Annotated in this window: 12 protein-coding genes and 2 rRNA genes (1 of these 14 only partly in view); 3 read left to right on the plus strand and 11 right to left on the minus strand. The window is 54.3% G+C overall.

Going from position 1 to position 14,344, the window contains the following annotated elements:
• Together FAES_RS02340 and rrf are read left to right on the plus strand one after the other, a co-directional pair.
• Window positions 1–1,441: ribosomal RNA gene (locus FAES_RS02340) — 23S ribosomal RNA — on the plus strand (it extends 1,411 nt beyond the left edge of the window).
• 119 nt (window positions 1,442–1,560) lie between these two features.
• Window positions 1,561–1,671 (plus strand): 5S ribosomal RNA (gene rrf, locus FAES_RS02345).
• A gap of 344 nt (window positions 1,672–2,015) precedes the next feature.
• Here the strand turns inward: rrf and FAES_RS02350 are convergent.
• The gene (locus FAES_RS02350) at window positions 2,016–3,170 is read right to left on the minus strand and encodes a TlpA disulfide reductase family protein (protein ID WP_015329584.1); all 1,155 of its coding nucleotides are present in this window, start codon (window positions 3,168–3,170) and stop codon (window positions 2,016–2,018) included.
• 58 nt (window positions 3,171–3,228) lie between these two features.
• Window positions 3,229–4,713 (minus strand): Asp-tRNA(Asn)/Glu-tRNA(Gln) amidotransferase subunit GatB, encoded by a 1,485-nt coding sequence (gene gatB / locus FAES_RS02355; RefSeq protein ID WP_015329585.1) that lies wholly within the window; start codon window positions 4,711–4,713, stop codon window positions 3,229–3,231.
• Between the two features lie 170 nt (window positions 4,714–4,883).
• On the opposite strand from gatB, the gene bshC reads away from it, so the two are divergent.
• Complete coding sequence (gene bshC, locus FAES_RS02360) at window positions 4,884–6,434, plus strand: bacillithiol biosynthesis cysteine-adding enzyme BshC (protein ID WP_015329586.1); 1,551 nt, start codon at window positions 4,884–4,886, stop codon at window positions 6,432–6,434.
• 21 nt (window positions 6,435–6,455) lie between these two features.
• On the opposite strand, the gene FAES_RS02365 is transcribed toward bshC, so the two are convergent.
• From FAES_RS02365 to trpD, 9 genes are all read right to left on the minus strand, one after another.
• Window positions 6,456–8,003 carry a GH3 auxin-responsive promoter family protein gene (locus tag FAES_RS02365; protein ID WP_015329587.1) on the minus strand — a complete coding sequence of 516 codons (1,548 nt, stop codon included), beginning with the start codon at window positions 8,001–8,003 and terminating at the stop codon, window positions 6,456–6,458.
• Window positions 8,004–8,085: 82 nt separating this feature from the next.
• Window positions 8,086–8,988, minus strand: a complete 903-nt coding sequence (locus FAES_RS02370) for a glycerophosphodiester phosphodiesterase family protein (protein WP_015329588.1) — start codon at window positions 8,986–8,988, stop codon at window positions 8,086–8,088.
• A gap of 10 nt (window positions 8,989–8,998) precedes the next feature.
• Window positions 8,999–9,784, minus strand: a complete 786-nt coding sequence (trpA, locus tag FAES_RS02375) for a tryptophan synthase subunit alpha (RefSeq protein ID WP_015329589.1) — start codon at window positions 9,782–9,784, stop codon at window positions 8,999–9,001.
• A 115-nt stretch (window positions 9,785–9,899) separates the two neighbouring features.
• Window positions 9,900–11,099 (minus strand): tryptophan synthase subunit beta, encoded by a 1,200-nt coding sequence (gene trpB, locus FAES_RS02380; protein ID WP_015329590.1) that lies wholly within the window; start codon window positions 11,097–11,099, stop codon window positions 9,900–9,902.
• 5 nt (window positions 11,100–11,104) lie between these two features.
• A complete protein-coding gene (locus FAES_RS02385) occupies window positions 11,105–11,497 on the minus strand; it encodes a PIN domain-containing protein (RefSeq protein ID WP_041257404.1) in 393 nt (130 codons plus the stop codon).
• Window positions 11,494–11,712, minus strand: coding sequence for a hypothetical protein (locus FAES_RS02390; protein ID WP_015329591.1), 219 nt, complete (start codon window positions 11,710–11,712; stop codon window positions 11,494–11,496). The genes FAES_RS02385 and FAES_RS02390 overlap by 4 nt, the downstream gene beginning before the upstream one ends.
• A 24-nt stretch (window positions 11,713–11,736) precedes the next feature.
• Window positions 11,737–12,381, minus strand: coding sequence for a phosphoribosylanthranilate isomerase (locus tag FAES_RS02395; protein WP_015329592.1), 645 nt, complete (start codon window positions 12,379–12,381; stop codon window positions 11,737–11,739).
• Window positions 12,378–13,205, minus strand: coding sequence for an indole-3-glycerol phosphate synthase TrpC (gene trpC, locus FAES_RS02400; protein WP_015329593.1), 828 nt, complete (start codon window positions 13,203–13,205; stop codon window positions 12,378–12,380). Before trpC ends, FAES_RS02395 begins: the two co-directional genes overlap by 4 nt.
• Window positions 13,206–13,261: 56 nt before the next feature.
• Complete coding sequence (trpD, locus tag FAES_RS02405; RefSeq protein ID WP_015329594.1) at window positions 13,262–14,248, minus strand: anthranilate phosphoribosyltransferase; 987 nt, start codon at window positions 14,246–14,248, stop codon at window positions 13,262–13,264.
• Window positions 14,249–14,344: the final 96 nt, after the last annotated feature.

Below are 14,344 nucleotides of genomic sequence, written 5' to 3' on the forward strand. Positions count from 1 at the left end.
AGCGAAGGTCAGATGGACAACTGGTTAATAGTCCAGTACTACCCGCTGATGCCAATCACTGACAAATTGATGGAGTCCACACGTCCTGCGGGAATAGGGCGTCACAGCGGCGGCTTCGGCCAAAGCGAGGGGGCGAAGTTGGTTTCAAGAAAAGGTGGTGAAGCGTCAGTCAGTGGGTACCCGTACCGCAAACCGACACAGGTGGTTGGGGTGAATAACCTAAGGCGCACGAGAGAATCATGGCCAAGGAACTCGGCAAGATAACCCTGTAACTTCGGGAGAAGGGGGGCCTACCCTCGCAAGAGGGAGGTTGCAGAGCAAAGGCCCAGGCGACTGTTTACCAAAAACACAGGACTCTGCCAAATCGAGAGATGACGCATAGGGTCTGACACCTGCCCGGTGCTGGAAGGTTAAGGGGGGATGTTAGGGGCAACCCGACGCATTGAACTGAAGCCCCAGTAAACGGCGGCCGTAACTATAACGGTCCTAAGGTAGCGAAATTCCTTGTCGGGTAAGTTCCGACCTGCACGAATGGTGTAACGATCTGGGCACTGTCTCAGCCATGAGCTCGGTGAAATTGTAGTAGCGGTGAAGATGCCGCTTACCCGCCACGGGACGGAAAGACCCCGTGCACCTTTACTATAGCTTAACATGGATCGCTGGTCTGGCATGTGTAGGATAGGCGGGAGGCGTTGAATCGGTGTCGCCAGGCATCGTGGAGCCACCCTTGAAATACCGCCCTTTTCAGACTGGCGGTCTAACCCCTAATCGGGGGACAGTGTTTGGTGGGTAGTTTGACTGGGGTGGTCGCCTCCGAAAGGGTAACGGAGGCTTCCCAAGGTTTGCTCAGGCCGGACGGTAATCGGTCGGGGAGTGCAATAGCAGAAGCAAGCTTGACAGTGAGGCAAACAGGCCGATCTGGTGCGAAAGCAGGGTATAGTGATCCGGTGGTACTGCATGGGTGGGCCATCGCTCAAAGGATAAAAGGTACGCCGGGGATAACAGGCTGATCTCCCCCAAGAGCTCACATCGACGGGGAGGTTTGGCACCTCGATGTCGGCTCGTCACATCCTGGGGCTGGAGAAGGTTCCAAGGGTTCGGCTGTTCGCCGATTAAAGTGGCACGCGAGCTGGGTTCAGAACGTCGTGAGACAGTTCGGTCCCTATCTGTGGTGGGCGTGGGATGATTGCGGGGATCTGACCTTAGTACGAGAGGACCGGGTTGGACGCACCGCTGGCGGATCGGTTGTCGTGCCCGCGGCACGGCCGAGTAGCTACGTGCGGAACGGATAAGCGCTGAAGGCATCTAAGTGCGAAACCGACCTCAAGATGAGTCATCTGTTAATAAAGGCTGTGGGAGACGACCACGTGGATAGGCGGCAGGTGGAGGTGTGGAGACACATGGAGCCGAGCCGTACTAATGAGCCTGAAAGGTTGACCGCTGATCAGTTGTAGATCAATGCTTGCCAGCACATTGTGTGTAAACTCTCTTCTCGATTGGTGAACGAACGAAACGATATTGATCGCGCCAATAAATTGGTGGGATCAGACGAGTAAGGAGGTTGGTAACGACGGGCGGGTGAACACCTTTTCCCATTCCGAACAGAGCCGTTAAGCCCCGCACTGCCGATGGTACTGGAGTCGAATCCGGGAGAGTAGGCGGTCGCCACCTCTGAAACAGCGAGAGCCGTGTTCCACCAGGAGCACGGCTTTTTGCATGTATACACCATACCCAAAAAGCGATCAATTCACAGGCACTAAATAGACACTAAACTGTTGAATCCGGCGTAAGGTGTCAAATTCACAACGCACCAAACGCTGTAAGTCATTCTACGATCGATAGTTCGCTGAGCTGATTAGTGGCCTCGAGTAAACCGCCTAATTTAGTTTGTTAGTGCTGCTCTTGATTAGATGAAGCACAGCATAGTGTGGTTGAGCTATATACTAGTCAATGAAAAAGCCCCCGGATAGATTATGATCTATCCGGGGGCTTTTTACTACTGTTTAACGCTTTCGCTACTGCAGGATCTCAGTCAGTTTTGCTTCCAGAGCGTCACCGCGTAAGTTCTTGGCTACTATTTTGCCTTCCTTGTCAATCAGAAACGTAGCAGGAATTGCACTTACGCCGTAGCGTTGAGCGGCTTCGGATTGCCAATATTTCAAATCGGATACGTGCGTCCAGGTAAGGCCATCGTTCCGGATAGCACGTACCCAGGCTTCGCGCTGACCGGGCCGGTCAAGCGAGACGCTGTAAATGGCAAAGCCCTTATCCTTAAATTTATTATACATCCGTACAACGTTGGGGTTTTCGTTACGGCAGGGACCACACCAGCTTGCCCAGAAATCGACGAGCACTAATTTGCCGCGTAGAGACGATAACGGAACCGTAGTGCCATTGGTATCAGTCAATGCAATTTCAGGCGCTTCAGCACCAACGGAGAGGCCTCTGATACGAGCAATGTTTCCAATGAATGATTTGGCGTGAGGCGAACTGATGCCAGCCTGCTCAAATTTCCGGGCCAATGTATCGAGCGTTGGGAAATCTGTCTCCGGATTCAGAAAGTTCGTCGCGTAGAGTGCTGCCAACGACGTACCTAGTTCAGGCAACATAGCCTTTACTTTCTTGGTCGTTTCGGCCGCTAGCCCATCGTAGGTCTGTTCAATTTGCGACATACTCTTTGCATCATTACGAGCTTGCGCTTCCTGATACGATTTCATCAGGTCTGTACCCTTGTCTCGGATATCGTTCTGTAGCTGGAGCAGCGTACGAAACAGATCATTCGACTTGGTACCTGTGACCGTAATTTTTGGTTTAGCAGGGGGCGCATTCTTGGCTTTTGGCTTTACGCCCGGCTCCGCCAAAACGGTTAACGTCTCACCGCCTTCCAGCAACACGGCCGCTTTTTCTTTAATCACGCCCATATTCACCAGATAAATGTTACCGCCCTCAGGTACGTTCGTTTTGAGCGTAAACTGCTTGTCGGCCGTAACGACGGCAGAGTCGAGCCGAACGGCAGGATTGGTGTTCGATTCCAGGTATACTTTCGAGCCGGGCGTTGCCATCGCAATCTGGCCTGTCACGGTCGAGGGTTTGGTAGCCTGGGCATTGGCCGCTACCGAAAATAAGCAGCAAGTCAGGCTGGTGACCGTGCTTAGTACGAATTGCTTCATCGTTTATTTGTCCTGTTTAGACACCCTGATAGTCAATATGTTTACGCCAGAGCAAGCATCAGGCCAGGCTTTTTGCCAACAGTTGATTCACCAACTTGGGGTCGGCCGAACCTTTTGACCGCTTCATGACCTCGCCAACAAACAAACCCATCAGGTTCTTCTTACCCTTGCGATATTGGTCGACCTTATCGGGCCAGTCGGCTAGCGTCTCTTCAATTAACGTTTGTAAGGCGTCGGTATTACGGTTCTGTAACAAGCCGTTAGCGGATGCTAGTTCAGCGGGCGATTGGCCAGGCTGAGTCACCATCAATCCGAAGATTGTTTGGGCGGCTGTTTGGCTAACCGTTCCTTCATCAATCAGCCGAATCAACGCTGCCAGCGAGGTAGCCGGTACAGGAAATTGCCCTTCCTGTAACAACTTATCAGTCAACTGCCCTTTGACAGGCCCCATAATCCAGTTGGAAGCCGCTTTGAAATTGGTAGTCTCAGCACATACCGCTTCAAAATAATCAGCGAGTTCGCGCGAATCGGTCAGCAGGGCCGCGTCGTAATCGGGCAAGCCGTAGTGTGTGCGGAAGCGGTCGTAACGCTCACGGGGAAGGGCAGGCATCGCGGCCCGAATGCGGGCTAGCCATTCATCGGAGATGACCACGGGCATCAGATCAGGATCAGGGAAGTACCGGTAATCATTCATGGTCTCCTTCTCGCGCATGCCAAAGCTTTGGCCTTTATCGGCATCGAACGTGCGCGTTTCCTGAATAATTCGTCCACCTTCTTCGGTTACCTTGATCTGCCGGGCAAACTCGGCTTCTACAGCGCGCTGCACGTTGCGGATCGAGTTCAGGTTCTTTACTTCAACCTTCGTCCCCAACTGCGTGTCGCCTTTGGGCCTGATGGAGATGTTGACATCGCAGCGCAACGAGCCCTCTTCCATGTTGCCATCACAAATACCCAAATAGCGAACGAGCCGACGAACCTCAGTCAGGAATTGCCCGGCTTCATCGGCCGAGCGCAGGCAGGGGTCAGTCACCATCTCGATCAGCGGTGTACCGGCGCGGTTATAATCCAGGCAGGTAGCGTCGGTATCGGCCGTGTGAATACTCTTGCCGGCATCTTCCTCCAGATGGATATGATGCAGTTGAACGACTGTATGTTCGATTTCACCGTCGGCATTTTTGGCCCGGATCGGAATACCACCGCCTACACAGATCGGCCCTTTATCCTGCGAAAGCTGATAGCCCTTTGGCAGATCAGGGTAAAAGTAATTTTTCCGGGCAAAAATGTTACGCCGGGTAATGCTGCTGCCGCAGGCAAGGCCCATTCGGACAGCGTACTCGACAGCCAGCCGATTAGGCCGCGGCAACGTACCTGGATGCGCCAGCGTAATGACGCTCACCTGCGTGTTTGGGTCGGCCCCGAAGGCGTTGGCATCGGCCGCAAACATTTTGCTGGCCGTGAGCAGCTGGCAGTGCACTTCCAGACCAATAACGGCTTCGTAACCGACTGACGATGTCGGAGTTATAAGAGATGATTCGACTTGCATTGCTACAAAGATAAGCTCTATCGGGCCGTAAGTGGTTTAGTTGACAGCCGTAAGTACTGGTAAACAGACTACCTTTTGAAACCTACTCCGTCGACTTCCCTCCGGCTTGCCGAACCTTGCCCGTAAGCTGCGCGTTGAAGCCTCTGTAACCTCGCTATTCGTCTGCCCGCATGGAGTGTCAGTACGTACCCCTATCAGCCACCGGCCAATTCTCGCAACTCTTTCTCGATTACCTCGATCAAAAACCAGCCTTGCGGGCTTTTTACGGCGATTTTCCGACTCTTAGTGCGTTCGACAAACAGATGGCGCAGCGGCAGTTTCCGAACGAAAACCGGGCGGTGCTGGTCGAGGTGCTGACCCAACAGTATAGTCAGATTGCGTCGAAGCCCGATCTGGAAGCACTCAATGATGAGAAGACATTCGTCGTAACGACGGGGCATCAGTTGAACCTGGGCACGGGGCCGTTGTATGTGGTGTACAAAATCGTGACCATTATCAACCTAGCCCGCAAGCTTAGCGCAACGTACCCCGGTTACCGGTTCGTGCCGCTTTACTGGATGGCGTCGGAAGACCACGATTTTGCCGAAATCAACCATTTCCGGCTGTTTGGACGTACCCACACCTGGCAAACCGAGCAGCGTGGTGCCGTCGGTCGGATGGACCCCCGCGAGCTAGCCAGCCTGTTTGCCGAAATACCCGAGAAACTGCCTTTGTTTGAGCAGGCGTACCTGAACAATGATACGTTGGCGAACGCGGCTCGTCAGTACATGCACGAGTTGTTCGGGCAGGAGGGGCTGATTTGTCTGGATGCCGACGATCCCGCACTGAAGCGCCTTTTCGCGCCGATCATGCGCGACGAATTGCTCCATCAACGTAGCAGCAACTTGGTCAACGAAACAACCGAGCAGTTGAACGCGCTGGGCTACAAAACGCCCATTTCGCCCCGCGACATCAATCTCTTTTACCTTACCGACGGTCTACGTGAACGCATTGTCCGCACGGAGGAAGGCGTGTTTAACGTGAATGGTACCCAACTCCATTTCACCGAAGAAGAGCTCCTGGCTGAACTCGATGCTCACCCGGAGCGATTCAGCCCGAACGTGGTAATGCGGCCGTTGTATCAGGAAGTCATTTTGCCCAATCTGGCCTACATCGGTGGACCATCAGAAGTGCCTTATTGGCTACAATTGAAAGCCGAGTTTGACCATTTTGGCGTGCCTTTCCCGTTGTTGATGCCCCGTAATTTCGCCCTGTATGTGCCCCGCGTCACAGCACGGCGTATTAACAAACTAGGCCTTGACACATCGGAGATGTTTCAGGATGTAGTGACCCTCAAGCGCCGGTATGTTGAGCATCATAGCGAGCATTGCCTGAAATTCGACGAAGAAAATAAAGCGGTCAGCAAATCGCTGGAAGCTATTCTGGTGAAAGCACAGCTGGTAGACCCAACCCTTGAAAAGGCGGTGCTGGCTGAAACAAGGCGCTTCGCCAATGCGGTAGCTCGTTTGGAGAAGAAGATGCGGCGGGCCGAAGAGCGGAACCAGGAAATAGGCGTGCGGCAATTATTGGCCGTGAAAGACGAGTTGTTTCCCGAAGGCACGCCGCAGGAGCGTATCGATAACTTCCTGACGTTCTACCTGAACGACCGTGATTTCCTGAAAAAGCTACTGGGTACGTTCAATCCGTTCGATTACCGGATGCAGGTTTGTCTGGAAGGGTAACGAGCCTGCCGTTTTCCCAGATCAATACACAGCATCCCGGTAACTACCGCCCAGCAGATCCTCGACATACTCGCGGGAGTTGCTGAGGCGCGGCACCTTATGCTGCCCACCTACTTTGCCCCGTTGGGTCATCCAGGCGTAGAACGTGCCGCGGGGCACGGCGTGCACCATAGGCTCCACCAATGCCATATCCCGGTAGCGTTTGGCGTCATAATCGGAGTTGAGTTGCCGCAGTGTTTCGTCGAGCACCTGCGTGAAGGTCGTCAGGCTGTCGGGCTCCCGGGCAAATTCGATCACCCATTCGTGCCCGCCCTGTTGCCGGCCGCTGACACGCCCGTGTTGCATGTAAACCGGGCCGGCGGTGTAATCGGCAATGACAGCGCCCGTCACCTTGCAGGCCTGCGTAATGGCCATCTCGGCGTTTTCGACGATAATCTCTTCCCCAAACGCATTGATAAACTGCTTGGTCCGGCCACTAATGCGGATGCGGTGTGGATACAACGACGTAAACCGGACAGTGTCGCCGATACGGTAGCGCCATAAACCGGCGTTGGTCGTGATCACCAGCGCGTAATTCCGGTTCAGTTCGACCTCTTCGATCGTATAGGCTTTGGGAAACGGCTGATCGGCTTCTTCAATCGGAACGAATTCGTAGAAAATGCCGTAATCGGTCATCAGCAACATTTCGTTGGCGAGCGTCAGGTCGTCCTGAATGGCAAAATAGCCTTCAGACGCGTTGTATACCTCCTGGTAAGTGATGGGTCGGCCGCCGAAAATATGCTGCTGGAACAGTTCACGATAGGGCTGAAAAGCGACTGCCCCGTGGATAAACACTTCGAAATTGGGCCATACGTCGAGAATCGAGGCAGCACCCGTCTGCGCCAGAATCTTCTGAATCAGCACCATGGTCCAGGTGGGTACACCCAGAATGCTCGTCACGTTTTCCTGCGACGTGATTCGGGCCATTCGGTCGAGTTTGGCCTCCCATTCGTCCATGAGCGCTACCTCGAGCGAGGGCGTCCGGATGAATTGACCCCAGGTGGGCAGGTTTTTCATGACCACCGCCGAGATATCGCCCGCTGCGCCGTTTCGGCTATACGGGTTCTCGTGGAGGCTGCCGCCGATGGATAAGCCCTTTCCGTCAAACACACGGGTGTCGGGTCGGTTGGCCACATAAAGAGCCATCATATCCTTGCCGCCTTTGAAGTGGCAATCGTCGAGGGCTTCGGGCGAAACCGGGATGAATTTACTGCGGGCGTTGGTAGTGCCCGACGATTTGGAAAACCAGCGAATGGGCGACGACCAAAGCACGTTTTGCTCGCCCTTCATGACACGCTCGATGAAAGGAAACAGGTCCTCGTAGCTCGATACGGGCACTTGTCGCTGGAAATCAGCCACCGACCGGATGTCGCTGTAGCCGTGCGCTTTACCCCACTGGGTACGTTTACCTTTTTGAATCAGTTGGCCAAAAACCCGCTGTTGGGCATCGCTGGGCCGCGCTTTAATCGCCTCGATCCGAGGTAAGCGACGACGAAGTAGCCAGGTTAGCGTGGTATTGAGCAGCGTCATACGGCGGGCTGTAGCAGAGCTTTGGCTTATAAACTTAAACGTTTGGCGTACTAACCACAAACTACGGCTGATAAACTCCTGTTCAAAGCTCTATCGCCCGGTCTGGGTAATCCGTAATTAAGCCATCGACACCCAGGTCGAGCAGTCGACGCATGTCTTTGGGGTTATTAACCGTCCAGGGAATGACCTTGACGCCTAGCTGATGCAATTTCTCGATGCCGTCCCGACTGATCAACTGGTAATTGGGGCTGTAAATGGCGGGTTTAAAACCCAGTTTTTCGAGGTTGTGGTCGATACCCCGAATGTTTTCCACGAGTGCCGACAGCCGCACCGGCAAGAGTTTTTTGGCCGTCATTTGCTGCTGCCACTGCTGCAACACGGCAAAATCGAAACTTTGAATCACCACGCGGTTGGGGTCGAGGTTGGCTTCTGTCAGAATCTGATTGACCAACCGACAAAACTCGGCGGGTTGCGGCTGGCTCTTGTCGTATTCGTCGCCCTCGCTTTTCAACTCGATGTTATACCCAAACCTGGGTACGTTGCCATTGACCCGGTGGGCTTCGACGGCGGCAATTACGTCTCGTAGCAACGGTTTGATCGCTGGCTGTTTCTGCTGCTCTGGGAAACGCGCGTTACCCCGCCTACCCACATCGTATTGCTTAATGTCGGCATACGGCATACGGTACAGCACCAGCCATTTCTGCTCGTCTTTCGTAACCGGCGTACCATCGGGTTTAGTGGTAAACTCGGCGTTGAAATACGGCTCATGCGACACCACCACCTGCCCATCCTGGCTAACGACCACGTCGAGCTCAAGCGTATTGACACCCAGATTCAGTGCTTTCAGAAAGGCCGGGATGGTGTTCTCGGGCATCAGGCCCCGGCAACCCCGATGTCCCTGCAACTCGTAGTTACGAGGGGTACGTTGTTGGGCCGTCAGAAGGTTGGTGGAAAGCAACATGAGCAAACCGAGGAACAACCGCATAGAAAACAGCTTATCGGCGGATGTTTTGTACAAAGGAAGCGATCCCCTCGGCCGACGTACCCGACTCCTGAAGGTGCCGGATAAACGCGCTCCCGATGATGGCTCCGTTGGCAAACTGGCAGGCCGAGTCGAACGTGTCCTGGTTGTTGATACCGAAACCAATCAGCCGGGGGTTGCGCAGGTTCATGGCCTGAACCCGGTCAAAATAAGCCCGCATGGTGTCGTTGATGCCCGATACTGACCCCGTGATGCTGGCCGACGAGACCATGTAGATAAACCCGTCGGATACCTCGTCGATAAACCGAATGCGCTCGTCGGACGTCTGGGGCGTAATCAGGAAGATATTCAGGATGCCGTAGCGATCAAAAATAGCCTTGTATTCATCCACGAACAGATCAAACGGCAGGTCGGGCAGAATCACGCCGTCGACGCCTACTTCCTGGCATTTCTGGCAGAACGCTTCCACGCCAAACTGCAAAACGGGATTAACGTACCCCATCAGCAGAATCGGTACGTTGATTTCCTGCCGACAACCCGCCAGCTGCTCGAACAGCACTCTCAGGCTCATGCCGTTTTCGAGGGCCACGCCATTGCTTTGCTGAATGGTCTCCCCGTCGGCTACGGGGTCAGAATAAGGCATACCAATCTCGACCAGATCGACCCCAGCCTGTTGGAGGCCACGCAATACCGTGCGGGTGTCGGTCAGTTGCGGAAAGCCCGCGGTAAAGTATACGTTCAGCAGTCGTTCACTCTTCTGCGCAAACAACTCCGTAATGCGGTTTTGGGTAATCGTCATGGATAGCTTTGGTGGTCATTGGTGGTCATTGGTAGTCCTTTGCTGTGCGTCATTCGTTGTAAAAACCGATTAATGACGCACAGCAAAGGACTACCAATGACCACCAATGACGTTTTTAAAGATACTTCGTATACGTACTGAGGTCTTTGTCGCCGCGGCCTGAGAGGCAAACCACCACCACATCGTCTGGCTGAAGCGGCAGTTCGTTGAGCGTGGCCAGAGCGTGTGCCGTCTCGAGGGCGGGAATAATGCCTTCCAGCTTGCTGAGGTTGAACGCGGCTTTAACGGCTTCGTCGTCGGTGATGCTGTAGAACGTACCCCGCCCTGAGTCGAACAAGTGCGCGTGCAGCGGCCCAATACCCGGGTAATCAAGTCCTGCCGAAATCGAATACGGCTCGGTAACCTGCCCATCTTCGGTCTGCATCAGGATGGTGCGCGAGCCGTGCAGTACACCCGGCTTACCCAGGGCTGTGGTCGCGGCCGAGTGACCCGACGTGATGCCGTGCCCAGCGGCTTCGGCCGCAATCAGTTGCACCGACGGCTCGTCGAGAAAATGGAAAAATGCCCCGGCGGCGTTGCTGCCACCGCCCACGCAGGCCACCACGTAATCGGGTGTTTCGCGGCCTTCTTTCGCCAGCAATTGTTTCCGAATTTCTTCCGAGATGACCGACTGAAACCGCGCAACCATATCCGGGTAGGGGTGCGGCCCCACCACTGAGCCGATGATGTAATGCGTATCGACGGGGTTATTGATCCAGTGGCGCATGGCCTCATTGGTCGCGTCTTTGAGCGTTTGGCTACCCGACCGGGCGGGACGTACCTCGGCACCCAGCATCCGCATCCGGTCGACGTTGGGCTTCTGGCGCTCAATGTCGATAGACCCCATGTAGACGATGCACTCAAGGCCCATCAGCGCGCAGACCGTGGCAGTTGCTACGCCGTGTTGCCCGGCGCCGGTTTCGGCTACGATGCGTTTTTTGCCCAGCCGCTGTGCCATCAGAATCTGACCAATGGTGTTGTTGATCTTGTGGGCGCCTGTGTGGCAAAGGTCTTCGCGCTTGAGGTAGATACTCGCCCCAACCTGCTCAGACAGCCGCTTGGCCAGAAACAAGGGCGTCGGCCGACCAACGTAGTCGATCAGTAATTGCTGAAATTCAGCCTGAAAGGCCGGGTCAGCCATGATGGCAAGGTAATTCTGCCGAAGCTCTTCTACATTCGGGTAGAGCATTTCGGGAATAAAGGCCCCGCCAAAATGACCGTAAAAGCCTTTATCCGTTACCGAAAAGGAAGCTTGTGATTCAACTATGGTTTGCATATCAATTAGTGCTTTACGAGCCGCAGGCCAAGGGCGGTGAGATGGTCGAAGTCGTTATCGGCTGTGTGCAGTTCCATATCCAGATAGAGGGCTGTGGCGGCTATCCAGATATCATTCTTGCCCATATTACGGGCTGTTGTTTTTAGTGGAAGAGGCTTGAATTTATTCTGGCTATAAGCATCGATTTGCGCATAAACAGGAATGAGATCCGGCTCAACTTCAGCAATAGGGTAACGATCAACTAGGTAGTGCATAAAGGCAACTCGTTGGCTTCCCCAATCAGCTTTCAGTGCAAACGACTCTAGTTCGGCGGCTACAATCAACGGAATGATTGTTAGAGGCGGTGGCAACTCTCTTCTCCGTATGTGTTGCAACAACACATTGGTGTCGTAAATCATACGTCACCCCGGTCACCTTCCGCTATTAATTCGTCCATGCGCCGGTTCTCTTCATCGGTAAATTCAGGAAATTCTAGCAGGAACGGCTCGCGTATAGCTGTTGCTTCCAGAAAGCGATCAACGCCCCAGCGTTTTATGTCGCTAGGCTTATAAGTGTTCAACCGCCCTTTCTTCATGGGTGGTATGTCATCTTCTAAACGCTTTATCGTTTCCATTAGCTTCTTATTTAATGGGTTCCCTCACGCCTCTTCTTCTTCCTCGATGGGGCGGAGGCGGGCAATAAGCTCCTTCACTTTGTCAACATCTTTTACCCCCGGTGCCGTTTCAACCTGACTGTTTACATCGACGCCGTAGAGCTTCATCCCTTTCAACTGTTCGAGCTGGTCGAGGTTGTCGAGACCAATGCCGCCGCTGATAAAAAACGGCTTCGTGTTGTCGTAGTTTTTCAGCACACTCCAGTCGAAGGTGATGCCGTTGCCGCCGGGCTGATCGCCTTTGGCATCGAACAGGAAAAAGTCAGAAAAGGCTTTGTAGTTGTTCAGCATCGAGAAGTTGAACGACCCGTCGACCCGAAACGCCTTGATGATGTTGATACCCCGGTTTTGCAGGCTGCGGCAATACTCCGGCGTTTCATTGCCGTGAAGCTGCACATACTGGAGGTCGTACTTTTTCACGTTTCGCAAAATGTAGTCGGGGCTGGCGTTGACAAACACGCCTACCTTCCGTATCGATCGGGGCAGCGCCTTCACGGTTGCTTCATCGAGCAACTCACCCACAAATCGGGGCGATTGATCGTAAAAAATGAAGCCGATAAAATCTGGATTTAAGGCCGCGATTTCCGCCAGATTGGGCGCGTCGCGCATGCCACATACTTTGATCTTCATACGGTCAGAGACGATTGGGTACAGGTTGTACGTTGCTGTTGGTAATCGGCGAGCAGGCTGGTCAGGGCGGCGGCCGGGTCGTTGGTTTTCATGAACGCCTCGCCAATCAGGAAGGCCCGATAGCCCGCTGTGTAGAGCTTCACCATCGTAGCGGCATCCTGCAAGCCACTTTCAGTCACCTTCACAAACTGGTCGGGAATCTGATCAGCGAGTTGAAGCGACGTATCGATCGAGGTCACAAAGGTCTTCAAGTTTCGGTTGTTAACACCCACCAGATCAACGGTTTCGCATAAAGAACGTTGTAATTCGTCAGCATCGTGTACTTCCAGCAAAACCTCCAGGCCTAGCTCTTGCGCCTGCTGACTCAACGAACGTACCTCGGCGGGCGACAGGCAGGCCGCGATGAGCAGCACCAGGTCGGCACCCCAGGCTTTCGCCTCCAGCAACTGATAGCCGTCTATTACGAAGTCTTTACGTAGAATGGGGGTGGTTGGGTTGCTTGCCCGTGCCGCCTGCAAATCGGCCGGCGTACCCCCAAAAAACGGTTCGTCGGTCAGCACCGACAGTACGGCTGCACCCGACGCAACGTACCCAGCCGTTGTTTCGGTGACCGAATGCCGATCGTTGATGACCCCCTTGGAAGGTGACTTCCGCTTGTACTCGGCAATCACGCCCGACGAGCCCGGGGCCAGCAGCGCCGCCCGTGCCGAATTGACCGCCCGCCCGAACAGCGGTGCCTGACGTAATTCTGCTTCTGAAACGGCGGCCTTACGGTGGGCAACTTCTTCCCGTTTGCGGGCAATAATCGTATCGAGAATGGTCATGGTAAGGAATGTACAATTGACAATGAATCGGTTCCTGTCAACCGTACACTTAGTTATCACTTCATCAATAAGTCAAAGGCCCGCTTGGCCTTTCCGCTTTCGAGCGACTCCCGCGCCATCGCTACGGCATCGGCGGGGGTAGTTGCCTTCTGGGCGGCGAGTAGTGCCATAGCCGCGTTGGCCAGTACGGCCTGGGTTTGAGCGGGTGTACTTTCGTTGTTCAGCACATTCAGAAAAATCGCTGCCGACTCTTCTGCCGTTTTCCCGCCCGACAGGGCCTCGGCCGACAGTCGGTCGAAACCCAGATCCGCCGGATTCAGCATCGTTTCGGTGCGATCGGTAATGGCTTTGAACGGGCCGGTCAGTGACACTTCGTCATAGCCATCGAGCGAATGCAGCACCATAAACTGCTTGTCTGTCTGCTGATAAAGGTACGCATAAAGGCGGGCCAATTCAAGGCTAAACACACCGACCAACTGTTTGGGTGGGCGCGCTGGATTGACCATCGGGCCCAGCACATTGAAAAAGGTTTTAACCCCCAACTCCTTTCGAATGGGCGCTACGTTTTTCATGGCCGGGTGAAACAGCGGGGCGTGTAGAAAGCAGATACCAGCCGTATCCATTTTGCGCTTCAGCGTGTCGATATCGTTGGTGAAGGTGTAGCCGAGCCGTTCCATCACGGTGCTTGAGCCCGTCAGCGACGAAACCCCGTGGTTGCCGTGTTTAGCTACCCGCTGCCCCGCACCCGCCACTACAAAAGCTGACAAGGTAGAGATGTTGAACGTGTCTTTGCCGTCGCCGCCGGTGCCACAAACGTCCATCGCATCATAGCCGTCCAGATCCACCGGCAGGCAGAGTTCCAGCATGGCGTCGCGGAAGCCTTCCAACTCTTCCACCCGAATGCTGCGCATCATGTAGACCGTGAGAAACGCCGCGACCTGCGAGGGGTTGTATTCGCCCCGGCCAATGCCCAGCAACACCTGCTTCGCCTGATCTTTAGCCAGCGTTTTATATTCAAAAAGGTGATTCAGAATCGCTTTCATGATTGCAAAAAGTAAGCGACTGAACGAGCGAAAGAGTGCGTTTCGAAACGTTCGAAAAGAACGTACCTGAGCTACACGCGCTCGTTCAGTCGCTCA

The organism is Fibrella aestuarina BUZ 2 (genome assembly GCF_000331105.1).
In the GTDB taxonomy this organism is placed as follows: Bacteria; Bacteroidota; Bacteroidia; order Cytophagales; family Spirosomataceae; genus Fibrella; species Fibrella aestuarina.